The sequence below is a fragment of the Rhodococcus sp. AC861 genome (assembly GCF_979256035.1).
Map to the genome: position 1 here is coordinate 147,118 of NZ_CEEDMW010000003.1, position 26,415 is coordinate 173,532.

The following is a 26,415-nucleotide window of genomic DNA, read 5'->3' on the forward strand; positions in this document are numbered from 1 at the left end:
CGATCTACACAGGAGGACCACAAGTGGCTCACGAGCGAGCGGGACAACGTGCGCAGGCGTCGGATCTGGTCGACCTGCCACATCTGGTGACGTCCTATTACACCGTGACGCCCGACGTCGACGATCCCGATCAGCAGGTGGTGTTCGGAACGTCGGGCCACCGCGGATCCAGCCTCGACGGCGCCTTCAACGAAGACCACATCATCGCCACGACGCAGGCCATCGTCGAGTACCGCGCGTCGCAGGGCACCACCGGCCCCCTGTTCCTGGGCAAGGACACCCACGCCCTGTCGGAGCCCGCATGGGTCACCGCGGTCGAGGTTCTCGCCGCCAACGACATCGTCGTTCTCGTCGACTCCGCCGGTCGCTACACGCCGACACCTGCCGTCAGCCATGCCATTCTGCGGCACAACGCCACCGGGCCGTCGGCGCTCGCGGACGGAATTGTCGTCACGCCGTCGCACAACCCGCCGCGGGACGGCGGTTTCAAGTACAACCCGCCGAACGGCGGGCCCGCCGACACCGACGCCACCTCGGTGATCGCCGCGCGAGCCAACGAGATCCTGCGCTCGGGAGTCGCGTCCGTGAAGCGGGTGTCCCTCGCTGCCGCACTCGCCGGAAGTGTGCAGAAATACGATTACCTGGGCACGTATGTCGACGACCTTCCGTCCGTCCTGGACATCGACGCGATCCGTTCCGCCGGCGTGCGTATCGGCGCCGACCCGTTGGGCGGTGCGAGCGTCGACTACTGGGGTGCGATCGCCGAGCGGCACCGTCTCGATCTGACGGTCGTCAACCCACTGGTCGACGCCACCTGGCGATTCATGACTCTCGACACCGACGGCAAGATCCGCATGGACTGCTCGTCGCCCAACGCGATGGCCTCGCTCATCGAGGCGCGCAACGACTTCGACGTCTCCACCGGAAACGACGCCGACGCCGACCGCCACGGCATCGTCACCCCCGACGGGTTGATGAATCCCAACCACTACCTCGCGGTGGCCATCGAATACCTGTTCTCGCACCGTTCCGGATGGCCGACCGCCGCCGCCGTCGGAAAGACGTTGGTCAGTTCGTCGATGATCGACCGGGTCGTGTCCTCGCTCGACCGCAGACTGCTCGAGGTCCCCGTCGGATTCAAATGGTTCGTGCCCGGTCTGATCTCCGGCGACATCGGGTTCGGCGGCGAGGAAAGTGCCGGCGCGTCCTTCCTGCGGAAGGACGGATCCGTCTGGACGACCGACAAGGACGGCATCATCCTCGCGCTGCTGGCCTCGGAGATCACGGCGGTGACGGGGTCGACGCCGTCGCAGCGGTACTCGTCCCTGACCGACCGCTTCGGCAACCCGGCCTACGCGCGTACCGATGCGCCCGCCGATCGTGAGCAGAAAGCGTTGCTGGCCAAGCTTTCCGCGGATCAGGTGACGGCCACGACGTTGGCGGGGGAGGAGATCACCGCGACCCTGACGTCCGCGCCCGGGAACGACGCCGCCCTCGGTGGGCTGAAGGTGACGACGGAGAACGCGTGGTTCGCCGCGCGCCCGTCGGGCACCGAGAACGTCTACAAGATCTACGCGGAGTCCTTCAAGGGAGCGGACCATCTGGCCGAGGTGCAGAGTGCGGCACGCGATCTCGTCTCGTCCGTCCTGTCCGGGACGTGACGGACTCGTCCGACCTCTCGAACGGCGGCCCTGCCCCGAAGAGTTCGGCGAAGGACGACCCGACGCGTGACATCTGGATTCTCGTCTCCGCCGCGTTCGTCATCGCTCTGGGGTTCGGCATCGTCGCGCCGGCCTTGCCGGGGTTCGCGCTGGACTTCGGCGTCGACGAGTTCGCCGTCACGGTCATCATCTCCGCCTTCGCGGCCACGAGATTGATCTTCGCCCCGGCCAGTGGGTCGCTCGTCCAGCGCATCGGTGAGCGCAGGGTCTACCTGACCGGGCTTGTCGTTGTCGCGGTATCGACGGGCTTGTGTGCGCTCGCTCAGACGTACTGGCAACTGCTGCTGTTCAGATCGCTCGGCGGCATCGGGTCGACCATGTTCACGGTGTCGGCGCTAGGTTTGCTCATCCGCATCGCCCCGCCGGACCGCCGCGGTCGCGTGTCCGGCATGTATGCGTCGAGCTTCCTCGCCGGAACGGTCCTGGGGCCGTTCGTGGGAGGGATCGTGCTCGGGATCGGCGGCCTCCGTGCACCGTTCGTGTTCTATGCGGTCACGCTCGTCGCCGCGGCTGCGGTCGTTGCCGTCGGCCTGCGCTCGCCGGCAGCCACCACGAGAGCCGACGAGGCCGCATCCGTCACGTTGCGCTTCGCCGACGCGCTCCGATCGTCGACGTACAGGTCGGCGCTGCTGTCGAACTTCGCCAACGGGTGGGCGGTCTTCGGCGTGCGGACAGCCATCGTTCCGTTGTTCGTGGTGTCGGCGCTGGGCCGCAGCGCGTCGATGGCCGCCATCGCCCTCGCGGTGTTCGCGGTCGGCAATGCGGTGGCCTTGGTGCCTGCGGGGCGCCTGTCCGATCGGCACGGCCGCAAGCCGTTCCTGGTCGCCGGCCTGCTGCTGTGCGGCGCGTCCACGGCGGCGATGGGTATCTCCGGGTCCACCGAGGTGTTCCTGGTCATCACGTTCGTCGCCGGCATCGGGTCCGGTCTGATCACGCCGACCCAGCAGGCGGCCGTCGCGGACCTCATCGGTAGCCGCGCCCGCGGCGGCCCGGTCCTCGCCGCCTTCCAGATGGCGATGGACGTCGGTTCGGTCATCGGGCCGCTGGTTGCCGGAGTCCTGGTGACGCACCTGTCCTACGGCGTGGCATTCGGCTCGTCCGGCGCGATCCTGCTGATCGCCGCGGTGGGGTGGATGGTCGTTCCGGACACCCGGTCGGGAGGCGGCCTGGCAGCCGTCTCGCGCGGTTCCGACGCGCTACGCGGTACCGACGCCGATGAGGGACCCGACGCCGTAGGTCGCCGCGACGGCGAGTGATCCGAACAGCAGTTGCCTCAACGCACCGATCACCGTCGACCGTGAGGTGAAGTGAGCGGCGAGTGCTCCGGCGACCATCAATCCCACCGCTCCGCAGGCGAGTCCGAACGCGAGGACGTCCGATCCCAGCAGGAACGGGATCAGCGGGATGATCGCGCCGATCGAGAACAGCACGAATGAGGACCCCGCCGCGACCCACGGTGACGGCTTCTCCGTGGGATCGACGCCCAGTTCACGGGAGATGTGTAGATCGACGGCGCGGTCGGGTTCCGTGTGGATCTCACGGGCAGCCGTGGTCGCTGTCTCGGCGGACATGCCCATGTCGGTCAGCATGCCGACCAGCTCCGCCTGCTCCTCCGCCGGATACTTGGAGAACGCGGCACGCTCGGTGTTCACCTCGGCGTCGATCTGTTCGTTCTGGGTCGACACCGACGTGAACTCACCGAGAGCCATCGAGAACGCGCCCGCGACGAGTCCGGCGATGCCGCTCAGGACGAGCGTGTGAGTGGTGACGCCGGCCCCACCGACACCCGCGATGAGTGAGGTGTTGGTGACCAGGCCGTCCATGGCGCCGAACGTCGCGGCGCGCAGCCATCCGCCGGAGACGTCGGCGTGCGTGTGATCGAACTCGTGTGGTGGCAGAGTCGATTCCCCGGCCGGTGAGGTGACGGCTTGCGGGTCGTGGGGGTCGATGTGGGTCACCGGGCGAATGTACGGCGAAGTCGAGTTCTCTACCAGCAAGCATTGGCAAACCTGACCCTGTCGTGGACCGGGTTTCTCAGGCCGTTGTCAGTCGACCGTGACACAGTGTTCTCCGTGAATGCCTCCACGCCGTCGTCACCGAAATCGCCGAAGTCGTCGGGATCCGCGAGAACGACCAAGTCGTCGAAATACACGCCGCAGAAGTCGTCGAGCACGTCGACCTATGTCCTGGGCGGTCTCGCGCTCCTCGTCATCGCGGCCGTCGTCATCGGCGGCGTTCTGTGGCAGAACTCGCGCAGTGCACCTCGGGCCGACGGATACGGTTCCGTGCAGAACACTGCGGTCACCACCTCGGTCGATCCGTCGGGCGTCGTCACCCTGGGTGCGCCCGGTGCGAGCCGCACGGTCGACATCTTCGAGGACGCGATGTGCCCCTATTGCGCGGAACTCGAGAACACCTACGGCCAGGAACTAGCTCAGAAGATCGACGACGGGACAGTGGCCGTCCGGTACCACATGCTCGACTTCCTGAACCGCCTCTCGCCCAGCGGCGACTACAGCACCCGCGCGGTGGCCGCCTCGCAGTGCATCGCGGCCACGGGTGACGGTCCGGCTTTCTCCGCGTTCCACTCCGCCCTGTTCTCACCCGAGTTCCAGCCGGAGGAGAACGGCAGCGCCGACCACACGAACGCCGAGCTGGCGTCTGCGGCGGGAGATGCGGGCGCATCCGACGACGCCGTGCAGTGCATCACCGACGGTGCCGGGGTAGCAACCGCGGCAACGAATGCCGAGGCGGGCAGCGCCGCTCTCGCCGCTGCCGGTGCGCAGGGCACGCCCACGGTCATCGTCGACGGTGCGATCGTCGACACCACCACGGACACAGGGTGGGTGGCCGATCTGGGCTGAACCGGATTTGGACCTCGCAATGGCGATGGTGTAACTTCGGTCGAGCGTTCTTCGGGCGGTACGGAAGCACTTTTCGGACCACACGTAGATGCACGGGGCTATGGCGCAGCTGGTAGCGCACCACACTGGCAGTGTGGGGGTCAGGGGTTCGAGTCCCCTTAGCTCCACCGGAACAACAAGCTCCACCGAATAACGAGATTCACCGACATACGACGAAGCCCCATGATCTTCCGATCATGGGGCTTCGTCGTGTCTCAGTGACTGGCGTCGTACGCCTTCTGCACCTCGGACGGGATGCGTCCGCGCGCTGCGAGGTCGTATCCGGCGCCGAGGGCCCATTCGCGCACGGCCTTGGTCTCCTCGGCGCTGCGACGTCCCACAGCGGTCGACTGTCGTCGAGTCGAGGAGTTGCTGCGAGTCGAACCGCCGGACCGGGTCGAGGAACTCCCCGACACCTTCGCCGCATGGTCCACGTAGTAACCCACCGTGCGGCGGAATTCCGCAGCATTGACCGGCCCGAGATCTATTTCGTACGTCTGTCCGTCGACGGCGAACGTGATGTGTTCGCCGTCCTCGTCGATAGGGGTGCTGTCGATGTCGTCGACCAGGTGAACAACGACCTTCTTTGCCATGTCGTCCGCTTTCGTTGTATTCGTATTCCTGAAACGCGCTGCGACGGACATTACCGTCGGTCAGGGACCGAGTAATAGTCGGGTGCGCTTTGTTGCCGTCATTTTCCGTAACCGGTGGATCCATTGTCGAATTCTGCTGTCACCGTCCGGCCGAGCATGGTAATCGGTCACGATGCGGTCACGGTCGCCTCTCGATGGAAGTACGGACAGTCAATTCTTCCGAGCCATTCTTCATGTTGTGGGAGGTTTTCGTCGGGCGCGTGCGCGCTCGGCGTGGAATGGGGGACGTGTGCGGGTCAGGACAATGTTCGAGCGCAGCTCGCTGACGACGTCGGCGGTCGTTCTCGCATTCGCGGTATCAGGCACCGCTGCAGCCACTCCCATAGCAGCGGAGCCGCTCGCCGGGACAGTGGTCTTCCTGGACCCCGGTCACCAGGGGAGCTCCGCCGGCGAAAACCTCTCACGTCAGGTAGACGACGGGCGGGGAGGAACGAAGGACTGCCAGACCACCGGCATGACGGCTCTGGGCGGCACCCCTGAACACACCATCGTCTGGAACGTCACGCAGCTGGTGAAATCGAGTCTGGAGAGCCTGGGTGCGACCGTCGTCCTCAGCCGTCCCGACGACGACGGGTGGGGTGGCTGCATCACCGACCGGGCGGCCGCTGCCAGTGCGTCCGGGGCAGCCGTCGCCGTGAGTATCCACGCGGACTCGACCTCGACGGCGGGCACGCCCGACTCGGCCGATCACGGTTTCCACATCATCGTTCCGACACTTCCGGTTCCGTCCTCGGAGGTGAACTCGGTGCAGTCCGGTGCGGGGCGGGTCGCGTCGACAGCAATGCGCGATTCTTATCTGCGGGAGGGTTTCACGCCCTCGAACTATGCGGGAGTCGACGGCATCCAGGAACGATCCGATATCGCCGCGCCTGCACTGACCACGGTGCCGGTCGTGTTCGTCGAGATGGGGAACGCCTCCGACCCCGGTGATGCGGCGATTCTGGAAAGCGCGGACGGACAGTTGTCCCACGCCATCGCGATCGGCGCCGGAATCATCGACTTCGTTCTGCACGACGAGTGACGCACAGCGGGCCTCACGTACCCTGTTCGGCGTGCCACGCAACGCAGTTCCGGTCGTCCTGGTGGCCGGGTATCTGGGGTCCGGAAAGACGACCCTGCTCAATCACATCCTGCGGCGCAACGACGGACTCCGCATAGGCGTCGTGGTCAACGATTTCGGTGCGGTGGACATCGACTCGATGTTGGTGGCCGGCCAGGTCGACTCCGTCGTCACGCTGGGAAACGGTTGCCTGTGTTGCGCCGTGGACACCGACGATCTCGACGACATGTTCGGCGCTCTCACCGCCACGAGTGGACTTGTCGACGCCATCGTCGTCGAGGCCAGCGGTATCGCCGAACCACGAGCGTTGATCAAGATGGTGCTGGCCAGTGCGGATGCGCGGATCCGCTACGGCGGACTGGTCATGGTGGTCGACGCGCTGTCCCTGCCCGAGACGGTGGCGGCCAATCCGCACCTCGACCAGCACCTCGCGATGGCCGACCTCGTCGTCGTCAACAAGGCCGACTCGGTCGACAAGTCCACGCTCGACGCGGTTCTGGCCGAGGTGCATCGGGCCGCACCCACGGCGCCGAGGGTGGTGACGTCCAGGGGAGCAGTGGATGTCCGGCTACTCCTGGATCCGCCGGAACGCCAGGACGACGGGCCGCGCCAACTGACGCTCGACGACCTCCTCCGGGAGGACGACGATCACCACGACCACTTGCACACCGAGTATCAGACGGTCAGTGTCGAGACGACCGAAAACCTCGATCCGAGAGCATTGATCGACTTCCTGGAGAATCCGCCACCGGGGCTGTACCGCTGTAAAGGGTTTGCCCGATTCGGTCGAGGTGCTGCTCGGTTCCTGGTGCAGACGGTCGGAGTGCACATCGAGATCGAGACGGCGTCGCCGCGCGGTGGGACGGCGCTGGTGTTCATCGGGTCAGGCTTGGACGTGGAGGACACCAGGCGACGGGTCGGTTCCATGATCCAGACGGAGAGCGCGACGGACGCCGAGTTGCTGGCGGTCCATCGCTTCGTCCGCCGGTCGACGGATGACGTTGCGGCAGAACGGGATTAGAGTCCGACCCACTCGCTGGTGCCTTCCGGGAACTGCTGACGCTTCCAGATCGGTACCTCTGTCTTGATGCGGTCGACGAGGGTCTGCAGGGCGGCGAAGGCCTCGGCGCGATGCGGTGACGCCACGGCGGCGACGAGTGCCGTATCCCCGATCGTCAGATCGCCCACGCGATGAATTGCTGCCGTGGGCAGCCCCGAGGCCGCCGCGGCGTCCTCGCAGCATCGCCGCAGGAACTTCTCGGCATCGGGGTGGGCGCGATATTCCAGGGCGGAGACGGACTTGTCGTGATCGTGATCGCGGACCACACCCCAGAACACCAGCACCGCACCGTGAGTGGGCCCGGCGACGGCGTCGGACACGGTGGCGGGATCGATCGGATCGCTCGAGATGCGAGCAAGGATCTCGGTCATTCGTGTGCTCCTCCGCCTCGGACCTGTGCGACCAGATGGTCGAGGAGCGGATCCAGAACTCCCAGGCCGTCTTTCACCCCTCCCGGCGATCCCGGCAGATTCGCCACGACGCTCCGCCCGGCGACCCCGACCAGGCCGCGGCTCAGTGATGCGTGCACCGTCGCCTCGAGGCCTGCGCGCCGGATCTGCTCCGCGACGCCGGGCAGTTCGCGGTCGAGCACTGCCCTGGTGGCCTCGGGAGTGGCGTCGGTCGGCGAGACGCCGGTGCCGCCCGTGGTGATCACCAGTGCGGGACCGTCCGTCAGCGCGTCCTGCAGCCCGGCGGCGATGTCGGCGTCCGCGACCACCAGAGGTCCACGGACGTCGTATCCACGCTCGTCGAGCCATGCCGCGATACGGGGTCCGGTGGTGTCCTCGCGCGTTCCGGCGGCGCTTCCGGTCGAGGCGACGACGACGACGGCGGTGCGATCTCCGAGGGGAGCTCGAGCAGGCGCGGGCGTCGGTGTCGCCGAGTCCCGTGTCCACACGCCGCGCTTTCCGCCTTCCTTGCGGACCAGCCGGACGGACTCGATCGACGCGGCCGGATCGACGGCCTTGACCATGTCGTGCAGTGTCAGTCCGGCGATCGACACGGCCGTCAACGCTTCCATCTCCACACCCGTGCGTCCGGTCGTGACGGCCGTCGCCTCGATGGAGATGGAGTCCTCACCGAACTCGAACGACACGGCGACCGACGACAGCGGGAGGGGATGGCACAAGGGAATGAGCTCGGATGTCCGCTTCGCTCCCGAGATGGCGGCGATGCGGGCGGTGGCAAGGACGTCGGCCTTGGGCATCCCGTCCGCGCGGACCAGACGGATCACGTCCGCAGTGGTCCGCAGCAGTCCCGCGGCGACCGCGACGCGTCGGGTCTCGGCCTTGTCGCTGACATCGACCATGCGGGCGCGCCCGTCGGAATCGAGGTGCGAGAGGGCGCCGCCGGGCTGTTCCTGGTCAGGACTCGTCTGCGGGGTGGTCTCGTTCACGGAGATCAGCCTGTCACAACGGCAGGACGCGCACGGTGTTGCCGGCGGGGATCCGGACCGTGTCCGCCGGGACGTCGACGAGGACGTCCGCTGCCGCCATCGAGACCACCAGGTGCGAACCGGGCCCGGACGTCACGGCCACGCCGGTGTCGGTCAGGCGGCCGCGGAGAAATTGTCGACGGCCGGGGATGGACACGATCTCGGCATCGGCGACGTGGTCGGACGGCGCCGAGACGGGCAGCCCGGTCAGTCGACGTATCACCGGCCGGGCGAAGACGAGGTACGACACGACAGTGCTGACCGGGTTGCCCGGAAAGCTGATGACCGGTGTGCCGTCCAGGTCGGTCCATCCCTGCGGACCACCCGGCTGCATCGCGACGTGGGTGAACGTGCCGCCGAGCGGCCCCAGCACGTCCCGTACCACCTCGAAGTCGCCCATCGAGACTCCGCCGGACGTGAAGACCACGTCCGCCGAAGCGGCGGCCTCGGTCAGCATCTCGCGGAACTCCTGCGCGTTGTCGGTCGAGCGCCCGCGGAAGGTGACCTCGGCGCCGTCGGCCGCCGCGTAGGCCGCGAGGGTGAGGCCGTTCGAGTCGTACAACTGGCCCGGCGCCAGTTCGCGGCCGGCCTCGACGAGTTCGGCGCCCGTCGCGATGACGGACACACGCAGCCGTGGAGCCACCTCGACGTCGGCCCATCCGACCGCGGTCAGCGCCCCGAGATGTCGGGGCCGCAGGGTCGTCCCCGCCGCGACGACGACGGATCCTTCCCGGATGTCGCTTCCTTGTTCCCGGACGAACTCACCCGCGCTGCGGCCGGCGAGAATGCGCACGCCGTCGTCGTGGATCTCGGTGTCCTCGACGGGAACGACCGCATCGGCCCCGTCCGGGACGGGCGCGCCGGTCATGATCTTGCGGGCGGTGCCGTGTCGATGGGACTGTCCGCCGTCGTCGCCGGCCGCGGTGGTGCCGGTGACGGGGAGGATCACGGGAACGCTCGCGACGGACGCCGCGTCGACGGCGTACCCGTCCATCTGCGAGTTCCGGAAGTTGGGTACGTCGATCCGTGCAGGCACGTCGACGTGGGTGACACGGCCCGACGCGGACTCGAGGGAGATGCGTTCGGGTGACCGCGCCTGGAAGGAACGCGTGATCATCCGGTCGACGTGCTCGGTGTGTTCCTCGACCGAACGGTCGCCCGTTCCGTGCCTGTGCGCCATGGCGACCATCCTAGGGATCTGCGGACAGGCATACTGGACGTACAGGGATCTGCGGAGGTGGTGCGAGTGACGGCGGTAAGTATGGGAATCCCCAGCCTGCCGGGCGTGAGCCGCCCGCCGTCCATGGCCGGGCGTCCGGACGTGCCGCACCTGCTCGACAGCTTCGGCCGTATCGCCCGCGATCTCCGGATCTCCGTCACCGAGAAGTGTTCGCTGCGGTGCACCTACTGCATGCCGGCGGAAGGTTTGCCGAACCTCGAGTTCGAGCAACTCCTCACTGCCGAGGAGATCGCTCGACTCGTCGGTGTCGCCGATCGACTGCTCGGCGTGCGGGAAGTCCGTTTCACCGGGGGAGAACCCCTGGTGCGCAAGGACATCGTCGACATCATCGAACGGACCGCCGCGAGCGCCCCGACCGTGGAGTTGTCGATGACCACCAACGGCATCGGCCTCGATCGACGCGCCGAACGGTTGAAGTCCGCGGGTCTGAGCCGCGTGAACATCTCCCTCGACACCGTCGACCGTGCCCATTTCGCCTCGTTGACACGCCGCGACCGGCTGCCCGCCGTCCTGGCGGGAGTCGACGCCGCGTTGGCAGCCGGCTTCGCCCCGGTCAAGATCAACGCGGTGTTGATGCGCGAGACGTTGCACGGCGCACTGGACCTGGTGCAGTGGTGTCTCGACCGCGGGGTGGATCTCCGGTTCATCGAGCAGATGCCGCTCGACGCGGACCGTGAGTGGGCACGCTCGACGATGGTGTCCGCAGCCGAGCTGCTCGACGTCCTCGGTGAGCGGTTCACGCTCGTCGGTGTCGGGCGTGACGACGCGTCGTCGCCTGCCGAGGAGTGGACGGTCGACGGTGGTCCCGCCACGGTCGGCATCATCGCCTCGGTCACCCGGTCGTTCTGCGCCGACTGCGACCGCACCCGACTCACGGCGGAGGGCACGGTGCGTTCGTGCCTCTTCAGCGACGCCGAGACGGATCTGCGCGTCGCCCTGCGCGGCGGCGCGAGCGACGAGGAGATCGCGCAGCTCTGGCGCGGTGCCATGTGGAACAAGTGGGCCGGTCACGGCATGGAACGTGAGGACTTTGTGCCACCCGAGCGGTCGATGGGAGCCATCGGTGGCTGACGTCGAGACCGTCGAGGTGCGCTACTTCGCGGGTGCCGCCGATGCTGCGGGAACGGACCTCGAGTCCTACCAGCTGCGACCGGGTGCGACGGTGGGCGACGTCAAGGGCGCTCTGCGGGAGCGTCACGGGACCGCCTTGGAACGCGTGCTCTCCGTCGCGGTCTTCCTGATCGGCGACGAGATGGTGCGGGACGACGCGTACCCGGTCGGTCACCGTGTGGACGTGTTGCCGCCCTTCGCCGGTGGATAACGCGTGAGCACGGACGGGCAGACCTTCGTCAAGACGCGTCACGACGCCCATGCCGATTTCTTCGCCGCCGAGGCCGCGGGGCTGCGGTGGCTCGCCGCCGGGGGAGCGCGCACCGTCCGTGTCCTCGACGTGGGCGCCGCGCACATCACTCTGGAGCGTCTGCAGACCTCTCGTCCGTCCGCTGCGGCGGCACGAGAGTTCGGTGGTCGGCTCGCGCGACTGCACGACAGTGGCGCGCGGAGCTTCGGGTGTCCGCCCGACGGATTCGAGGGCACGATCTTCATCGGAGCCCGCGAGATGTCCTCCACCGAGTACGGCGCGTGGGGGCAGTTCTACGCGGACGAGCGAGTGCTGCCGTTCCTGCGGGTGGCGGTCGACGCGGGCACGGTCACGTTTGACGAGTGCGTCGTCGTCGAACGGGCCTGCGAGGTGATCGCGTCGGGAGCCCTTGACGACGGCGACTCCCCGTCACGTCTGCACGGCGATCTGTGGAACGGCAACGTCGTGTGGACCGCGGACGGAGTCGTGCTGATCGATCCCGCCGCGCACGGAGGACACCGTGACACGGATCTCGCGATGCTCGAGTTGTTCGGCTGTCCGTACCTCGACGACGTGATCGCCGGGTACGGCGAGTCACACCCGCTCGTCGACGGATGGCGCGAGCGCGTTCCGGCCCATCAACTCCACCCGTTGGCGGTTCATGCGGCCGGACACGGTCGCGGATACGGCGTGGGCCTCGTCGAGGCGGCGGAGCGCACCCTTCGTCTGGTGTGACCTCAGGTCACGATGCGACGAGCAAGGTCTTCCCAGCCGTCGGCCAGTCGCGCGGCGCTCATGCCGACGTCGCGGATCTGGTGCAGCACGAGCGTCGCCTCGAGCTGAGCGAGAAGTGCATAGGCCAGAAGTGGAATGTCGCCCTCGACCCCGGCCTGGCGGAGCAGCGTCGTCACGTGGGTGAGGCCGACGGCGTGGGCGGGGGCGGCGAACCGGGACACCGCCGAGTTCTCCGCGGCGCGCAGAACCTCGCCCTGTACCTCGACCAGGTCGAGACGGGCTCGTCCGTAGGCGATCAGGCGGTCGATCGGGGGAGCGCCGGGGCCCAGAGGCGGAGGTCCGAACATGAAGGACTGTTGGAGTTCGCGCTCGGTGTGGTCGAGCAGGGCCAGCATCAGACCTGCGCGACTTCCGAAGCGTCGGAACACGGTGCCCTTGCCGACGCCGGCGCGGGTCGCGACGGCGTCCATGGTCAGGGCATCCGCCCCCCGCTCGTCGACAAGCCCTACCGCGGCGTCGAGAAGCAGCCGGCGGTTGCGAGCGGCGTCGCAGCGCTCGGTGTCGTCGGCTGCCAACGGCAGAGGGGCGCGGGTCACACCTCCACGATACCTTCTCTCGGAAGAAACTGGACTACGGTCCGGTTGTACGTCACGAACGTCCGTCATCGAAAGGGATCCACTCATGAGCCGCGTCATCGCACTCGTCGGCAGCCTTCGCGCCGCCTCCATCACTCGCCGACTCGCCGAGACCGCATCGACCGTCGCACCCGAGGGCGTCGAGGTCGTCATCCACGAGGGTCTCGCCGATCTCCCCTTCTACAACGAGGACCTCGACACCCCCGAGAAGCTCGCCGATCTCGGTGCCGTCACCGCACTGCGTGAGGCCGTCGCCGGAGCGGACGCACTGCTGCTGCTGACGCCCGAGTACAACGGCACCATCCCCGCCGTCCTGAAGAACGCGATCGACTGGCTGTCGCGGCCGTACGGCGCCGGCGCCATCTCGGGTAAGCCGACCGCTGTCATCAGCTCGTCGCCGAGTGCCAACGCCGGTCGTTGGGCCAAGGAGGACACCGCCAAGGCTGCCGGTATCGCGGGCGCATCCGTCCTCGACGACGTCGACCTGGCCATCGGTGGAATCGTGGCCGCGATCGACGGCGCACACCCACGTGAGAACTCACAGATCGCCTCGGACATCGCCGATGTGGTGACAGCTCTCACGGGCACGGCTCTGGTCGACGCCTGACTACACCTCGCGACGCGCCCGGGAGGGTGCGACACGCCGTCGATTCTCGGTTGCGACCAGGTAATTCCACGAGTGTCATTACAAAGTGTGGTGTTGCCTTGCGCTGTCGGACACTAGGTGTAGTGTCTTGAACACCGAGAGGCCACAACGGCTCGAGGCCCGCGCCACCCCGATTTTCCATCGTGGAGGCGCGGGTCGAGCCCTGGTTTCCCGGTCAGCTTCCGGGTGGTGTGCACGTCAGGTTCAGCGGGGATCCAGTCCACGTTCCTGCAGTGCGATGTCACCGCGGAGAGGGCGACGTCAGGACGACAGCGAGCGCGCCCGAGTCGTGAGTACTTCTCACGGTCGGGGCACACGACGCACGCGATGTAGGAGAAGAGGGACCATGAGCGCCACCACCGTCACCGTTTACACCAAGCCGGCCTGCGTGCAGTGCAAGGCGACGTACCGCGCACTCGACAAAGAGGGCATCGAGTACGACGTCATCGACATCTCGATGGACCCCGAGGCGCGTGACTACGTCATGGCCCTCGGTTACCTGCAGGCGCCCGTCGTCGTCGCCGGCGACGATCACTGGTCCGGCTTCCGCCCCGACCGCATCAAGACCCTCGTCACCGCTGCTGCCTGAAGCGCTCCGGCCGCCCCGCTCGACGGGGACGGTCACGGTGAGTCCCCGACTCACCTCTGACGCGCGGCGTCGCGCCGCACGAGTCGTCCACAGTCAGTCGTCACCGAAGGTGGAGCAATGTCCGAGTCGCTGGTCTACTTCTCGAGTGTCTCGGAGAACACCCACCGATTCGTCGAGAAGCTCGATCTTCCGGCGACGCGCATCCCCCTTCGATACCCGCGTGACGGCATCACGATCGACCGTCCCTACGTCCTGGTGCTCCCCACGTACGGCGGCGGCGCGACCGCTACCGGCCGGGACACCGGCTACGTACCCAAGCCGGTCGTCAAATTCCTGAACGACGTTCACAACCGATCGCTCATCCGCGCCGTCATCGCGGGAGGGAACACCAACTTCGGTGACACCTACTGCTTCGCCGGTGACGTCGTGTCGAGCAAATGTCACGTCCCGTTTCTCTATCGCTTCGAAGTGATGGGGACGGCGTACGACGTGGAGCGGGTCCGAGAGGGCCTCGCAGAATTCTGGGCGCGTCTCGACGCGCCCTGCACCATCTGAACCCGAACATTCCCGATCTCAGGAGTACGCACATGGCACCGACCATCACCGACTCGTCGCCGGCCGTGTCGCGACACGAGGATGCCGAGCTCGACTACCACGCTCTCAACGCGATGCTCAATCTGTACGGGCCCGACGGTGAGATCCAGTTCGAGAAGGACCGTGAGGCGGCGCGCGCGTACTTCCTGCAGCACGTCAACCAGAACACCGTCTTCTTCCACAACCTGGACGAGAAGTTGGACTACCTGGTCGAGGAGAACTACTACGAGGCAGAGGTTCTCGACCAGTACTCCCGGTCGTTCGTCAAGGGTCTGATCGAGCACGCGTACTCGAAGAAGTTCCGCTTCCCGACGTTTCTGGGAGCGTTCAAGTACTACACCTCCTACACCCTGAAGACGTTCGACGGTAAGCGATACCTCGAGCGCTTCGAGGATCGTGTGTGCATGGTCGCGCTGACGTTGGCAGCCGGCAACGAGGTTCTCGCGACCGATCTGGTCGACGAGATCATCGCCGGTCGCTTCCAGCCCGCCACCCCGACATTCCTGAACTCCGGTAAGAAGCAGCGCGGCGAGCCCGTGTCCTGCTTCCTGCTGCGCATCGAGGACAACATGGAGTCCATCGGTCGCTCCATCAACTCGGCCCTGCAGCTCTCCAAGCGCGGCGGCGGAGTTGCCTTGCTGCTCAGCAACATCCGTGAGTCCGGTGCTCCGATCAAGCGCATCGAGAACCAGTCCTCCGGCGTCATCCCCATCATGAAGCTGCTCGAGGACTCCTTCTCCTACGCCAATCAGCTCGGCGCTCGCCAGGGTGCAGGGGCCGTGTACCTGCACGCCCACCACCCCGACGTCTACAAGTTCCTCGACACCAAGCGCGAGAACGCCGACGAGAAGATCCGCATCAAGACGCTGTCCCTCGGCATCGTGATCCCCGACATCACGTTCGAGCTGGCGAAGAAGAACGAGGACATGTACCTCTTCTCGCCGTACGACGTCGAGCGCATCTACGGCGTGCCCTTCGCCGACATCAACGTCTCCGAGAAGTACCACGAGATGGTCGACGACAAGCGCATCCGCAAGACCAAGATCAAGGCGCGCGAGTTCTTCCAGACACTCGCGGAACTGCAGTTCGAGTCCGGCTACCCGTACATCATGTTCGAGGACACCGTGAATCGCGCCAACCCGGTGGCCGGCAAGATCACGCACTCCAACCTGTGCTCGGAGATCCTGCAGGTGTCCACGCCGTCGACGTTCAACGAAGATCTGTCGTACAGCCATGTGGGCAAGGACATCTCGTGCAACCTGGGCTCGCTGAACATCGCCAAGACGATGGACTCGCCCGACTTCGCCCAGACCATCGAGGTCGCCATCCGCGGATTGACCGCGGTGTCCGATCAGACGCACATCTACTCCGTGCCGTCGATCGAGCAGGGCAACAACACCTCCCACGCCATCGGCCTCGGCCAGATGAATCTGCACGGCTACCTTGCCCGTGAGCGCATCTACTACGGCAGCGACGAGGGCATCGACTTCACCGACATCTACTTCTACACGGTGCTGTTCCACGCTCTGCGTGCGTCGAACCGGCTCGCCATCGAGCGCGGCACCTACTTCGGTGGGTTCCCCGAGTCCAAGTACGCGTCCGGTGAATTCTTCGACAAGTACACCGACCAGGTGTGGGAGCCGAAGAGTGACCGTGTCCGGGAACTGTTCTCCACGAGCGGCATTCACATCCCGACGCAGGAAGACTGGATCGAGTTGAAGGCGTCCGTGCAGAAGCACGGCATCTACAACCAGAACCTCCAGGCCGTCCCGCCGACCGGGTCGATCTCCTACATCAACTACTCCACCAGCTCCATCCACCCGGTGGCGTCGAAGATCGAGATCCGTAAGGAAGGCAAGATCGGCCGCGTCTACTACCCGGCGCCGTACCTGACCAACGACAACCTGGAGTACTACCAGGACGCGTACGAGATCGGGTACGAGAAGATCATCGACACCTACGCCGCGGCGACGCAGCACGTCGATCAGGGCCTGTCCCTCACCCTGTTCTTCAAGGATACTGCCAGCACCCGCGACATCAACAAGGCGCAGATCTACGCATGGCGTAAGGGCATCAAGACGCTGTACTACATCCGTCTGCGTCAGATGGCCCTCGAGGGGACCGAGGTGGAGGGTTGCGTCAGCTGCATGTTGTGACCCCGGGCGACACCGAGGGGCACCTGAAGGGATCCATCAGGCGCCGCGTGTAACGCTGTGCCGGCGGCGACGGAGCGACAGTTCCGTCGCCGCTTTTGTTGTGTCAGAACAGTTTTCGGTTTTTCGGCCGACAGAATTAAGTCGCTTCATTCCGGCGAGCCGGTTCTCATCGATGGGGACTTGGTCTAAACTCGTACTGGTGTGAGGGTGCGATTTACGCTACCCGGGCCATCGTCCGCACATCCGGAGTATTCGTCCGGACGGCAGTGGCAGGCCTACACAGAAACTCGAGAGACGGGACCGCATGACCATTGCGAATGCTGCTAGCAGCCCTGCGGGCGTTGCGCGCCCGAAACTCATCGATCGCGTCTCCGCGATCAACTGGAACCGTGTCGTAGACGACAAGGATTCCGAGGTCTGGGATCGGCTCACCAGCAACTTCTGGCTGCCCGAGAAGGTGCCGATCTCGAACGACATCCCGTCCTGGGAGACGCTGACCGAGGTCGAGAAGCAGCTGACCATGCGGGTCTTCACGGGGTTGACGCTGCTCGACACGATTCAGGGCACCGTCGGCGCCGTGTCACTGATCCCGGACGCCATCACTCCGCACGAGGAGGCGGTGTACACCAACATCTCGTTCATGGAGTCGGTGCACGCCAAGTCCTACTCGTCGATCTTCTCGACGCTGTGCTCCACACGCGACATCGACGACGCGTTCCGCTGGTCCGAGGAGAACGCGAACCTGCAGCGCAAGGCGTCCATCGTCATGGACTACTACAAGGGCGACGACCCGCTCAAGCGCAAGGTGGCCTCCACCCTGCTCGAGTCGTTCCTCTTCTACTCCGGCTTCTACCTGCCGATGTACTGGTCCTCGCGGGCCAAGCTCACCAACACGGCCGACCTCGTTCGTCTGATCATCCGCGACGAAGCCGTGCACGGGTACTACATCGGCTACAAGTACCAGCGCGGACTCGAGACCCGTTCGCCGGCCGAGCGCGAAGAGCTGAAGAACTACACGTTCGACCTGCTCTTCGAGCTGTACGAGAACGAGACCGAGTACACGCAGGACCTTTACGACGAGGTCGGTCTGACCGAGGACGTCAAGAAGTTCCTGCGCTACAACGCCAACAAGGCTCTGATGAACCTCGGTTACGAAGGCTTGTTCCCCAAGGACGAGTGCGACGTCAACCCGGCCATCCTGTCGGCACTCTCACCCAACGCCGACGAGAACCACGACTTCTTCTCGGGCTCGGGCAGCTCCTACGTCATCGGTAAGGCAGTCACCACCGAAGACGACGACTGGGACTTCTGACCCACGTCACCTCGGGGCACCATCCGCATCGCGGGTGGTGCCCTGATTCGTGTTCGCGCATGCACGAGCGGGTGCGGCGCCGCGCCTTCCCGCAACGGTTGTAGCAACCTGCAACGGTTCTAGCCGTTGCAGGTTGCCGGAACCGTTGCGGGAGTCCAGAAGGCCGCACTCCTCCGGGCGCCTGGAGATTCCGAGGTCTCATGCTCCAGCTCCCGCAACCCGCTTCGGTTGTAACAGGAGCGGGTTGCTGAAACCGGAGCGGGTGTGGAGCTGCGCCTTCCCGCAACGGTTGTAGCAACCTGCAGCGGTTGTAGCCGTTGCAGGTTGCCGGAACCGTTGCGGGAATCCCGGTGGCCGCACTCTCCGCGAGGTTTCGGGTGAGGGTGTGCGTCCACGTCGACCGGTGGCCCGGTGTCGCGCAGAAGTGCACACAGAACGCGTCGGCAGGGCCGGATGTGTCCTGGCGGCACAGGTTGTGTGCAGTCCGCGCCACCTACTGCCGGAACCAGGCCTCCGGACCGTGGTCGAGAGCTTTGGCGATGCGGAGAGCCGAGGTGTCGGTGATGTCCGCGGGCAGCGCATCACGGGCGAACCACTGCACGTCGAGGTTCTCGTCGTCGGACACTCGCGCGTCACCACTGACGTACCGGGCGAGGAAGCAGATGTCGACGTACTGGGCGCGGTCACCGTTGGGATAGACGATCGGTTCGGTGACGTCGACACTCGTCAACCGCACGAGCTCGGCGGTGACACCGGTCTCCTCGGCAATCTCGCGGAGCGCGGCAGGTCCGGGTTCCTCGCCGGGTTCGAGCACACCGGACACCACAGCCCAGAGGCCGTTGTCCGTGCGACGGGTCAGCAGCAGCCTGTCGTCGGCGTCGAGGACGACTGCGCTGACACCGGCGAGCCAGAGCGGGTCGTGGCCGATCGTGGTGCGCAGGGTCGTGATGAATTCGGGAATCGGCACCCGGTGGACGCTACCGAGGTGTCAGACGTAGCCGTTGAGCGAGTTCGAGATGTCGGTGAGGACGGCTCCGGCAGCGACGAGACCGTCGCCGGACCACACGGTGTCGTCGACGCTGAACACTCGGCTGTCGGTGACGGCGCCGAGGTCCTTCCAGGCGTCGGACTCCATGACGGACGTGCCGTGTTCCAGGCCGTCCTGTCCGTCGAACAACACGTAGATCAGGTCACCCTCGGCGTCGGACGGGTCGTCCGCGGAGAGTGGCCGCGTCGCACCCTGCTGAGGCCCGGGTCGACGGACGCCGGCCTGCGCCAGCACCTGGCCGGCAAAACTGTCGTCTCCGAGGAGCTGTGCGTCACCGGCGCCGAACCGCACGACCGATGCTTCGGTGATGGACGAGTTCTGCCGACGGCCGACGTCCTCGGCGCGTGCTCGGTACTGCTCGGTCGCCCGGGTTGCGGCATCGCGACGGCCCATCGCTGCGGCGGCCAGGGTCGAACGCTCCAGCCAGGAAGACGATGCACGCGTCAGCACGGTGGGGGCGATGCCGTCGAGCTGCGCGGTCACGGACGGGTCGAGGGAGTCGGCGCCGATGATGACGTCCGGCGAGAGGACACGGATCGCGTCGAGGTCCGGGCTGCCCTCGGGTCCGACGCCGGGAATCTCGGCGATGCCGGTGCCGAGGTAGTCGGGCCGCAGCAGGGCGGACGGGGGAGCGGTGGGCGCGAGGGGGGCGGTCGGTGCGCCGACGACGCGCTCCCACATTCCGACGGCGCACGAGGAGTCGAGAGCGGTCATGGACAGCACCACGATGCGCTGCGGGTCGGCCGGGACCGTGGTGGATCTGCCGCCGGCGACGACCAGGCGCGAATCACCCTGCTGACCGAGAGTGTCCACGGGCTGTTCGGGGGCGCACAGACCCACCGTGTCGCGCTCGATACCCACGACGCCGGCTCCCGCGACGTTGGTGGTGGTGCGCACGATGGTGGACGCATCGTCGCTGGACGTGTCTCCGCAGGCGGCCAGGAAGAGGACTGTGGGAACGGTCGCGAGGGCGACTGCTGTCCGGCTGAGACGACGAGAACGATCCGACATGGCGACGACCCTACGCACCCCCTCGAGCACTGCCGGAACGGACACTCGGGCGGAAGTACGACACAGAGTAGGACCAGTGCCACGGTTGGTCCTGCAGGGGGTTACGATCCTTACAGCGCACTAATTTACTGCGTTCACCTCGGGCACGGGGGGACGCTTTCAGGAGGATCAGTGACTGCCCTAGCGCCCCAGCCAGTCCCCGAGCTGACGGCTACCCGGCCGTACCCGCCCCGTTTGGGGCCCAAGGGATCGTTCATCCACAAGATGGTCACGACGACGGACCCCAAGGTCCTCGGGATCATGTACATGGTCACGTCGTTCGGCTTCTTCTTGTTCGGTGGCGTCCTGGCGCTGCTCATGCGCGCGGAACTCGCCCTTCCGGGCATGCAGTTCCTCTCGAACGAGCAGTACAACCAGCTCTTCACCATGCACGGCACGATCATGCTGCTGCTGTACGCGACGCCCATCGTGTTCGCGTTCGCCAACTACATCCTGCCGCTGCAGATCGGTGCGCCCGACGTGGCGTTCCCGCGTCTGAACGCGTTCAGCTACTGGCTGTACCTGTTCGGCGCACTCATCGCCTCGGCCGGCTTCATCACCCCCGGCGGCGCGGCGGACTTCGGCTGGACGGCATACACGCCGCTGACCGACGCCGTGCACTCCCCGGGCGTGGGCGCCGACTTCTGGATCATGGGCCTCGCGCTCTCGGGCCTCGGCACCATCCTCGGTGGCGTGAACATGATCACGACGGTCATCTGCCTGCGTGCTCCGGGCATGACCATGTTCCGGATGCCGATCTTCACCTGGAACATCTTCGTGACGATGATCCTGGTGCTGCTCGCCTTCCCGCTGCTCACTGCGGCACTGCTGGGACTGGCTGCCGATCGACACCTGGGCGCGCACCTCTTCGACCCTGCAACGGGCGGTGTGTTGCTGTGGCAGCACCTGTTCTGGTTCTTCGGTCACCCCGAGGTCTACATCATCGCGCTGCCGTTCTTCGGCATCGTGTCGGAGATCTTCCCGGTGTTCTCGCGTAAGCCGCTCTTCGGCTACACCGGCCTGATCTACGCCACCATCGCCATCGCAGCCCTGTCGATCGCCGTGTGGGCTCACCACATGTACGCGACCGGCGCGGTGCTGCTGCCGTTCTTCTCCTTCATGACGTTCCTCATCGCGGTTCCGACCGGTGTGAAGTTCTTCAACTGGATCGGCACGATGTGGAAGGGCCAGCTCACCTTCGAGACCCCGATGCTGTTCTCGGTCGGCTTCCTGGTGACGTTCCTCTTCGGTGGTCTGTCCGGCGTGCTGCTCGCCAGCCCGCCCATCGACTTCCACGTCACCGACTCGTACTTCGTGGTGGCGCACTTCCACTACGTGCTCTTCGGCACCATCGTGTTCGCCACCTACGCCGGCATCTACTTCTGGTTCCCGAAGATGACGGGCCGGATGATGGACGAGGCTCTGGGCAAGTGGCACTTCTGGGCGACGTTCGTCGGCTTCCACGCCACGTTCCTCGTGCAGCACTGGCTCGGCGCCGAGGGATTCCCGCGTCGCTACGCGGACTACCTCCCGTCCGACGGCTTCACGGTCCTGAACTCGATCTCCACGGTCGGTGCGTTCGTCCTCGGTGCCTCGACGCTGCCGTTCCTGTGGAACGTCTTCAAGAGCTACCGCTACGGCGAGGTCGTCACGGTCGACGATCCGTGGGGCTACGGCAACTCCCTCGAGTGGGCCACCAGCTGCCCGCCCCCGCGCCACAACTTCGTCGAGTTGCCGCGCATCCGCTCTGAGCGTCCCGCGTTCGAGTTGCACTACCCGCACATGGTCGAGCGCATGCGCGACGAGGCTCACATCGGACCCGGCCACGGCGGCGGCAAGACGACCGAGGTTCTCGAGCAGGCACGACGCTCTCCGATCGCGACCAGCGATCACGAGGGCTCGGGCGACCGCGACAAGTAGTCCGCTCGATCCCGTCCGGTCCTAGTCGACAGAGGCCGGAACAGTCACGGCGATCAGCCCCTCCCTTCACGGTGAGGGGCTTTTCGCATGAAGAGGAGATTCGACCCACTGTGAACGCACCGCAACCGCCCGCGTCCGTCCTGGTGACGGTGACCGGCGCCGACAAGCCCGGTGTCACATCCGTCCTGTTCGCGTCACTGGCGCGACACGATGTCAGCGTCGTCGACGTCGAACAGGTGGTCATCCGGGGACGTCTCACACTCGGCGTCCTGGGCAGCTGCCCCGGCGACGTCGAGAACCTCCAGGAACACCTCGAGGAGGCCATGCGGACTGTGGGCGTGCACGTCGACGTCGAGGTCGGCGGAGAGCACGGCCGGTCGCCGTTGTCGACGCATGTCGTGGTGGTGCTGGGTCGCCCGGTGACCGCGCGGGCCATCAGCGTCCTGTCGCGCGAACTTGCTCGCCTCGGTGCGAACATCGACTCCATCCGTGGGATCGCGGACTACCCGGTCACGGGACTCGAACTGCTGGTGTCCGCCCGCCCCGAGGTCGCCGGCGGTCCGTCCGGTGACGAGGCCGACGCGGACCTGCGACAGTCCCTCGCCACGGTGGCGGCGGGAGTGGGTATCGATGTCGCTGTGGAGCGCTCGGGCCTCGCCCGCCGCGCGAAGCGGCTCATCGTGTTCGACGTCGACTCGACTCTGGTCCAGGGCGAGGTCATCGAGATGCTCGCGGCGCGCGCGGGCGTGGAGGACGAGGTACGCGCCGTCACCGAAGCCGCGATGCGCGGAGAGATCGATTTCGCGGAATCGCTGCATCGCCGCGTGGCGACGCTGGCCGGACTGGACGCGTCGGTGATCGACGACGTGGCCGAGGATCTGGAACTGACGCCGGGCGCCCGCACCACCATCCGCACTCTCCGACGCCTGGGCTACCACTGCGGTGTGGTGTCCGGCGGCTTCCGGCAGGTGATCGAAGGGTTGGCGCACGAGCTCGAACTGGACTTCGTCAAGGCGAACACCCTGGAGATCGTCGACGGCAAACTCACCGGCCGCGTGATCGGTGACGTGGTGGACCGTGCTGCCAAGGCGGTCGCACTGCGGCAGTTCGCATCCCAGGTCGGGGTGCCGATGGAGCAGACAGTCGCGGTGGGCGACGGAGCCAACGACATCGACATGCTCACCGCTGCCGGACTCGGCATCGCCTTCAACGCGAAGCCGGCGTTGCGGGAGGTCGCGGACGCCGCGCTCTCGTACCCGTTCCTCGACGCACTGCTCTTCGTTCTGGGTGTCACCCGCGGCGAGATCGAGGCCGCCGATTCCCTGGACGGCGTCGTCCGACGCATCCCGATCCAGTGACGGAGCCGGTGGCGGAGGCCGTCGAGCCGATAGCCCCGTCGACACTCGAGGAGCGGCACGCGCTGCTGGTGGCGGGCACGAGCGAGGCAGAGTCGTACGGATCACGCGTCGACCCCGACGATCCCGCCGACGTTCGAGCGATGCCGATCGTGCTGCACATCCCCAAGGTCGACCCGCCGGCTCGCTCCGATCTGCTCGAAGCGGCAGCCACGGCGACAATGCGGGTGTGTCTCGACGAGCGCATCGCGCCCGGTGGTCCGTGGCACGAGGAGTACATCGCGTGGCTCGGCGCCCGTATCCGGAAGGTCTCGCGGCGCGCTCGTGGGGCACAGTGGGCGGCCGCTCAGGACGTGGACGGTGTGACCGTCGAGGTGAACGGGGCGCAGGCGCGTGCCTACGTGCCGTGCCGCGTCGGCGCGCTCGATCCGCGCCTGCGCAAGCTGCAGGTGGGCGGGACCGATCTCGAGCGCGACGATCCGGGTCCTCACCGCGACGGTGCGGTCCGGCTCTGGGTGAACGAGGCACTGGAGATGACCGTCGGAAAGACGGCGGCGCAGGTCGGCCACGCCGTCATGCTCGCGGCCGGAGCCATGAGCACGGACGACGTAGCCCGGTGGGGCGAGACCGGGTGGGCCACGTCCGTCCGCGACGCCGATCCGGAGACGTGGGCGCGACTGGTCGCGGATGCCGAGCGGGGAACTGCCGTCGGGGTGCGGGACGCCGGCTACACCGAGGTGGCGCCGGGGTCCATGACGGTGATCGCGGACCTGACGGTGCGCTAGAGCGAGACGTACACCAGGACGATCGGACCCCGAACGCGCACACTGCTTCCCGACGCCACCGGCTCCGTGGACGCCGGTCGGCCGTCGGGCGTCGCGGAGTCGAAGACGGGGACGTACCGCGCTGCCTCGCCGGGGCCGTGGCGTCGGTGATCGGGGACGACGATGTCGGCGTCGCCGCCCGAATGCAGAACCAGCAGAGCCGATTCGAAGGTCGGCGCCCGTGATCCCTCCGTTCGCAGAGCGGGGATGCGGACGTCCGAGCCGTCGACCCACGCCTGCAGGGTACGGGCCGAGTCGTCGTTCCACCTGTCGCCGACGATCTCGGTGCCACCGACGTCGAACCACATGAGATCGGGTTCCCCGCTCGGAGTGTCGCGTCCCGCGAAGAACTCCTGCTGCCGGAGCACGGGCGCATTGCGCCGGAACTTCAGTGCGCGTGCGAGAGTCGAGGTCAGGTCGTCGTCGCGTGTGGACCAGTCGATGGCGTGGGCCTGCGCCGCAGGGGTGTCCTGCGGCACGCAGTACGCGTTGTTGTTGCCGTGCTGGGTGTGTCCCAGTTCGTCGCCGGCGAGGAACATCGGCGTGCCCGTGGACAACGCCAGGGTGGACAGGATCGCCCGGACGTGTCGATCCCGTGCGGACAGCACGTCGGTATCGTCGGTGGGGCCTTCGACGCCATGATCGACCGACAGGTTGTTGTCCGTTCCGTCGCGGTTGTCCTCGCCGTTCGCCTCGTTGTGCTTGTGCTTGTACGACACCAGGTCTCGCGCGGTGAAGCCGTCGTGAGCGGTGACGAAGTTGACGGAGGCCCACGGCCGGCGCCCGGTCGGAGCGTAGAGATCCTCGGACCCGGCGATACGCGACGCGAGTTCTCGCACGCCGCCGTGGCCGGTGAAGAAGCGCCGGACGGTGTCGCGGTAACGATCGTTCCATTCGCTCCAGACGCCCCCGAAGCCGCCGACCTGGTAGCCGGGTCCCGTGGCGTCCCAGGGCTCGGCGATCAGCTTCGTCCGACACAGCACCGGGTCCGCGGCGATGGCGGTGAGCAACGGCGCGCGGGTGTCGAAGCGCCATCCTCCGGGTCGGCCGAGCGTGCTGGCCAGGTCGAAGCGGAAGCCGTCGACACCCAGTTCGGTGACCCAGTAGCGGAGGGAGTCGCACACCATCCTGACGACAGTGGGAGACGCCGCATCGAGAGTGTTGCCGCATCCCGTCAGATCGATGTCGTGTCCGCGCTCGTCGAGGAGGTAGTACCCACGCGCGTCGAAACCCCTCCAGGACAACGACGGTCCGTCGATGCCGCCCTCGCAGGTGTGGTTGTAGACCACGTCGAGGATCACCTCGATTCCCGCGGCGTGGAAGGTGTCGACCATGGTGCGGAACTCGTCGACCTCCGCACCGGGAACGCTGGCGTAGGACGGTTCGACCGCGAAGTACGACCCGGTCGAATATCCCCAGTGGTTCCGCATCCCACGGGCGCGGACACCGGGCTCGGTGAGGCAGGCGTGCACCGGGAGGAGTTCGACCGCGGTGATTCCGAGCGAGACGAGGTGATCGACGACGGCCGGCTCGGCCAGCCCGAGATATGTTCCGCGCAGGGGTTCAGGGACCGACGGGTGCGCCCCGGTGTAGGACCCCACGTGAAGTTCGTAGATCACCGTACGGTCCCAGTCCGTTTCGAGCCGCGAGCGATCGGTGACATCCTGCGGTGCGGTGACTACCGCGAGCGGGACGTGTCCGAGTGAGTCCAGCGTCGACGGGGGGCCGAAGGGATCGTCCCGGTACGGCAGGAGCCGTTGCGCGTCGCCGAGGGCGCCGGTGATGCGACGCGCGTACGGGTCGAGAAGGATCTTGTTCGGGTCGAACCGGTGCCCTGGCTCGGGATTCCACGGTCCCGACACCCGGTAGCCGTACACGGTCCCGGCTCCCGCATCGGAGACGACTCCGTGCCAGATTCCGTACGTACGCTCCGTCAGGCGGTACCGCGTCTCGACGGGGGACTGGTCTCCCAGCGTCACGATGCACAGGTCGACGGTCTCGGCGTCGGGTGCGTGGACGGCGAAGGCGACACCCTCGTCGCACAGGTGCGATCCCAGAGGGAAGGGTCGGCCGGCCCCGGCTCGATGGTTCTGTTCGTGCGACACGCGTGATGATCCTG

Annotated in this window: 24 protein-coding genes, 1 tRNA gene and 1 pseudogene; 17 read left to right on the top strand and 9 right to left on the bottom strand. The window is 66.7% G+C overall.

Features of this window, described 5'->3' with window-relative positions:
* Positions 1–23: 23 nt before the first annotated feature.
* Positions 24–1,661, top strand: coding sequence for a phosphoglucomutase (alpha-D-glucose-1,6-bisphosphate-dependent) (pgm, locus tag AC0IX4_RS10220; RefSeq protein ID WP_056075884.1), 1,638 nt, complete (start codon positions 24–26; stop codon positions 1,659–1,661).
* 71 nt (positions 1,662–1,732) lie between these two features.
* Positions 1,733–2,977, top strand: a complete 1,245-nt coding sequence (locus AC0IX4_RS10225) for an MFS transporter (protein ID WP_471829297.1) — start codon at positions 1,733–1,735, stop codon at positions 2,975–2,977.
* On the opposite strand, the gene AC0IX4_RS10230 is transcribed toward AC0IX4_RS10225, so the two are convergent.
* Positions 2,918–3,670 carry a VIT1/CCC1 transporter family protein gene (locus AC0IX4_RS10230; protein WP_042576531.1) on the bottom strand — a complete coding sequence of 251 codons (753 nt, stop codon included), beginning with the start codon at positions 3,668–3,670 and terminating at the stop codon, positions 2,918–2,920. The genes AC0IX4_RS10225 and AC0IX4_RS10230 overlap by 60 nt on opposite strands.
* 123 nt (positions 3,671–3,793) lie before the next feature.
* On the opposite strand from AC0IX4_RS10230, the gene AC0IX4_RS10235 reads away from it, so the two are divergent.
* On the top strand, positions 3,794–4,585 hold the full coding sequence (locus tag AC0IX4_RS10235) for a DsbA family protein (RefSeq protein WP_471828891.1): 792 nt from the start codon (positions 3,794–3,796) through the stop codon (positions 4,583–4,585).
* Positions 4,586–4,679: 94 nt separating this feature from the next.
* Positions 4,680–4,752: transfer RNA gene (locus AC0IX4_RS10240), tRNA-Ala, on the top strand.
* A gap of 87 nt (positions 4,753–4,839) precedes the next feature.
* On the opposite strand, the gene AC0IX4_RS10245 is transcribed toward AC0IX4_RS10240, so the two are convergent.
* Positions 4,840–5,217 (bottom strand): histone-like nucleoid-structuring protein Lsr2, encoded by a 378-nt coding sequence (locus AC0IX4_RS10245; RefSeq protein WP_056075887.1) that lies wholly within the window; start codon positions 5,215–5,217, stop codon positions 4,840–4,842.
* Between the two features lie 304 nt (positions 5,218–5,521).
* Here AC0IX4_RS10245 and AC0IX4_RS10250 point away from each other — a divergent pair.
* Positions 5,522–6,286 (top strand): annotated as a pseudogene (locus tag AC0IX4_RS10250) (N-acetylmuramoyl-L-alanine amidase); the annotation flags it as partial.
* Between the two features lie 43 nt (positions 6,287–6,329).
* Positions 6,330–7,358: a CobW family GTP-binding protein gene (locus AC0IX4_RS10255; RefSeq protein ID WP_471828892.1), complete on the top strand. Its 1,029-nt coding sequence runs from the start codon at positions 6,330–6,332 to the stop codon at positions 7,356–7,358.
* On the opposite strand, the gene AC0IX4_RS10260 is transcribed toward AC0IX4_RS10255, so the two are convergent.
* From AC0IX4_RS10260 to AC0IX4_RS10270, 3 genes are read right to left on the bottom strand one after another with little or no spacing between them, the layout of a single operon-like run.
* Positions 7,355–7,768 (bottom strand): molybdenum cofactor biosynthesis protein MoaE, encoded by a 414-nt coding sequence (locus AC0IX4_RS10260; RefSeq protein ID WP_042576462.1) that lies wholly within the window; start codon positions 7,766–7,768, stop codon positions 7,355–7,357. The genes AC0IX4_RS10255 and AC0IX4_RS10260 overlap by 4 nt on opposite strands.
* Complete coding sequence (moaCB, locus tag AC0IX4_RS10265) at positions 7,765–8,793, bottom strand: bifunctional molybdenum cofactor biosynthesis protein MoaC/MoaB (protein WP_471828893.1); 1,029 nt, start codon at positions 8,791–8,793, stop codon at positions 7,765–7,767. The genes AC0IX4_RS10260 and moaCB overlap by 4 nt, the downstream gene beginning before the upstream one ends.
* A gap of 13 nt (positions 8,794–8,806) precedes the next feature.
* Positions 8,807–10,012 carry a molybdopterin molybdotransferase MoeA gene (locus AC0IX4_RS10270; RefSeq protein ID WP_471828894.1) on the bottom strand — a complete coding sequence of 402 codons (1,206 nt, stop codon included), beginning with the start codon at positions 10,010–10,012 and terminating at the stop codon, positions 8,807–8,809.
* Between the two features lie 66 nt (positions 10,013–10,078).
* On the opposite strand from AC0IX4_RS10270, the gene moaA reads away from it, so the two are divergent.
* Genes moaA through AC0IX4_RS10285 form a run of 3 tightly spaced genes read left to right on the top strand, consistent with a single transcriptional unit; the run spans position 10,079 to position 12,167 of the window.
* On the top strand, positions 10,079–11,143 hold the full coding sequence (gene moaA / locus AC0IX4_RS10275; RefSeq protein ID WP_471828895.1) for a GTP 3',8-cyclase MoaA: 1,065 nt from the start codon (positions 10,079–10,081) through the stop codon (positions 11,141–11,143).
* Positions 11,136–11,393 carry a MoaD/ThiS family protein gene (locus AC0IX4_RS10280; protein ID WP_042576464.1) on the top strand — a complete coding sequence of 86 codons (258 nt, stop codon included), beginning with the start codon at positions 11,136–11,138 and terminating at the stop codon, positions 11,391–11,393. The genes moaA and AC0IX4_RS10280 overlap by 8 nt, the downstream gene beginning before the upstream one ends.
* Before the next feature lie 3 nt (positions 11,394–11,396).
* Positions 11,397–12,167 (top strand): fructosamine kinase family protein, encoded by a 771-nt coding sequence (locus AC0IX4_RS10285; RefSeq protein WP_471828896.1) that lies wholly within the window; start codon positions 11,397–11,399, stop codon positions 12,165–12,167.
* A gap of 2 nt (positions 12,168–12,169) precedes the next feature.
* Here the strand turns inward: AC0IX4_RS10285 and AC0IX4_RS10290 are convergent, their stop codons facing one another.
* Positions 12,170–12,763, bottom strand: a complete 594-nt coding sequence (locus AC0IX4_RS10290) for a TetR/AcrR family transcriptional regulator (RefSeq protein WP_056075900.1) — start codon at positions 12,761–12,763, stop codon at positions 12,170–12,172.
* An 85-nt stretch (positions 12,764–12,848) separates the two neighbouring features.
* Here AC0IX4_RS10290 and AC0IX4_RS10295 point away from each other — a divergent pair, with 85 nt between their 5' ends.
* The 5 genes from AC0IX4_RS10295 to nrdF all read left to right on the top strand — a co-directional run bounded on the left by AC0IX4_RS10295 (position 12,849) and on the right by nrdF (position 18,099).
* Positions 12,849–13,409, top strand: coding sequence for an NAD(P)H-dependent oxidoreductase (locus tag AC0IX4_RS10295; RefSeq protein WP_056075902.1), 561 nt, complete (start codon positions 12,849–12,851; stop codon positions 13,407–13,409).
* Between the two features lie 385 nt (positions 13,410–13,794).
* Entirely contained in the window at positions 13,795–14,037 is a 243-nt protein-coding gene (locus tag AC0IX4_RS10300) for a redoxin NrdH (RefSeq protein WP_042576468.1), read from the top strand.
* A gap of 117 nt (positions 14,038–14,154) precedes the next feature.
* On the top strand, positions 14,155–14,592 hold the full coding sequence (gene nrdI / locus AC0IX4_RS10305; RefSeq protein WP_042576469.1) for a class Ib ribonucleoside-diphosphate reductase assembly flavoprotein NrdI: 438 nt from the start codon (positions 14,155–14,157) through the stop codon (positions 14,590–14,592).
* Positions 14,593–14,624: 32 nt separating this feature from the next.
* Positions 14,625–16,787 (top strand): class 1b ribonucleoside-diphosphate reductase subunit alpha, encoded by a 2,163-nt coding sequence (gene nrdE / locus AC0IX4_RS10310; RefSeq protein ID WP_471828897.1) that lies wholly within the window; start codon positions 14,625–14,627, stop codon positions 16,785–16,787.
* Positions 16,788–17,091: 304 nt separating this feature from the next.
* The gene (gene nrdF, locus AC0IX4_RS10315; protein ID WP_042576471.1) at positions 17,092–18,099 is read left to right on the top strand and encodes a class 1b ribonucleoside-diphosphate reductase subunit beta; all 1,008 of its coding nucleotides are present in this window, start codon (positions 17,092–17,094) and stop codon (positions 18,097–18,099) included.
* 493 nt (positions 18,100–18,592) lie between these two features.
* Here the strand turns inward: nrdF and AC0IX4_RS10320 are convergent, their stop codons facing one another.
* Positions 18,593–19,066 (bottom strand): NUDIX hydrolase, encoded by a 474-nt coding sequence (locus AC0IX4_RS10320; protein ID WP_471828898.1) that lies wholly within the window; start codon positions 19,064–19,066, stop codon positions 18,593–18,595.
* Positions 19,067–19,087: 21 nt separating this feature from the next.
* Entirely contained in the window at positions 19,088–20,158 is a 1,071-nt protein-coding gene (locus tag AC0IX4_RS10325) for an ABC transporter substrate-binding protein (protein ID WP_471828899.1), read from the bottom strand.
* 171 nt (positions 20,159–20,329) lie between these two features.
* On the opposite strand from AC0IX4_RS10325, the gene ctaD reads away from it, so the two are divergent.
* From ctaD to AC0IX4_RS10340, 3 genes are all read left to right on the top strand, one after another.
* Positions 20,330–22,117 (top strand): aa3-type cytochrome oxidase subunit I, encoded by a 1,788-nt coding sequence (ctaD, locus tag AC0IX4_RS10330; RefSeq protein WP_471828900.1) that lies wholly within the window; start codon positions 20,330–20,332, stop codon positions 22,115–22,117.
* A 110-nt stretch (positions 22,118–22,227) separates the two neighbouring features.
* On the top strand, positions 22,228–23,475 hold the full coding sequence (serB, locus tag AC0IX4_RS10335) for a phosphoserine phosphatase SerB (RefSeq protein WP_471828901.1): 1,248 nt from the start codon (positions 22,228–22,230) through the stop codon (positions 23,473–23,475).
* Positions 23,472–24,257, top strand: coding sequence for an aminoacyl-tRNA hydrolase (locus AC0IX4_RS10340; protein ID WP_471828902.1), 786 nt, complete (start codon positions 23,472–23,474; stop codon positions 24,255–24,257). Before serB ends, AC0IX4_RS10340 begins: the two co-directional genes overlap by 4 nt.
* Here AC0IX4_RS10340 and glgX read toward each other — a convergent pair.
* Entirely contained in the window at positions 24,254–26,401 is a 2,148-nt protein-coding gene (gene glgX, locus AC0IX4_RS10345; protein WP_471828903.1) for a glycogen debranching protein GlgX, read from the bottom strand. The genes AC0IX4_RS10340 and glgX overlap by 4 nt on opposite strands.
* Between the last annotated feature and the right edge of the window lie 14 nt (positions 26,402–26,415).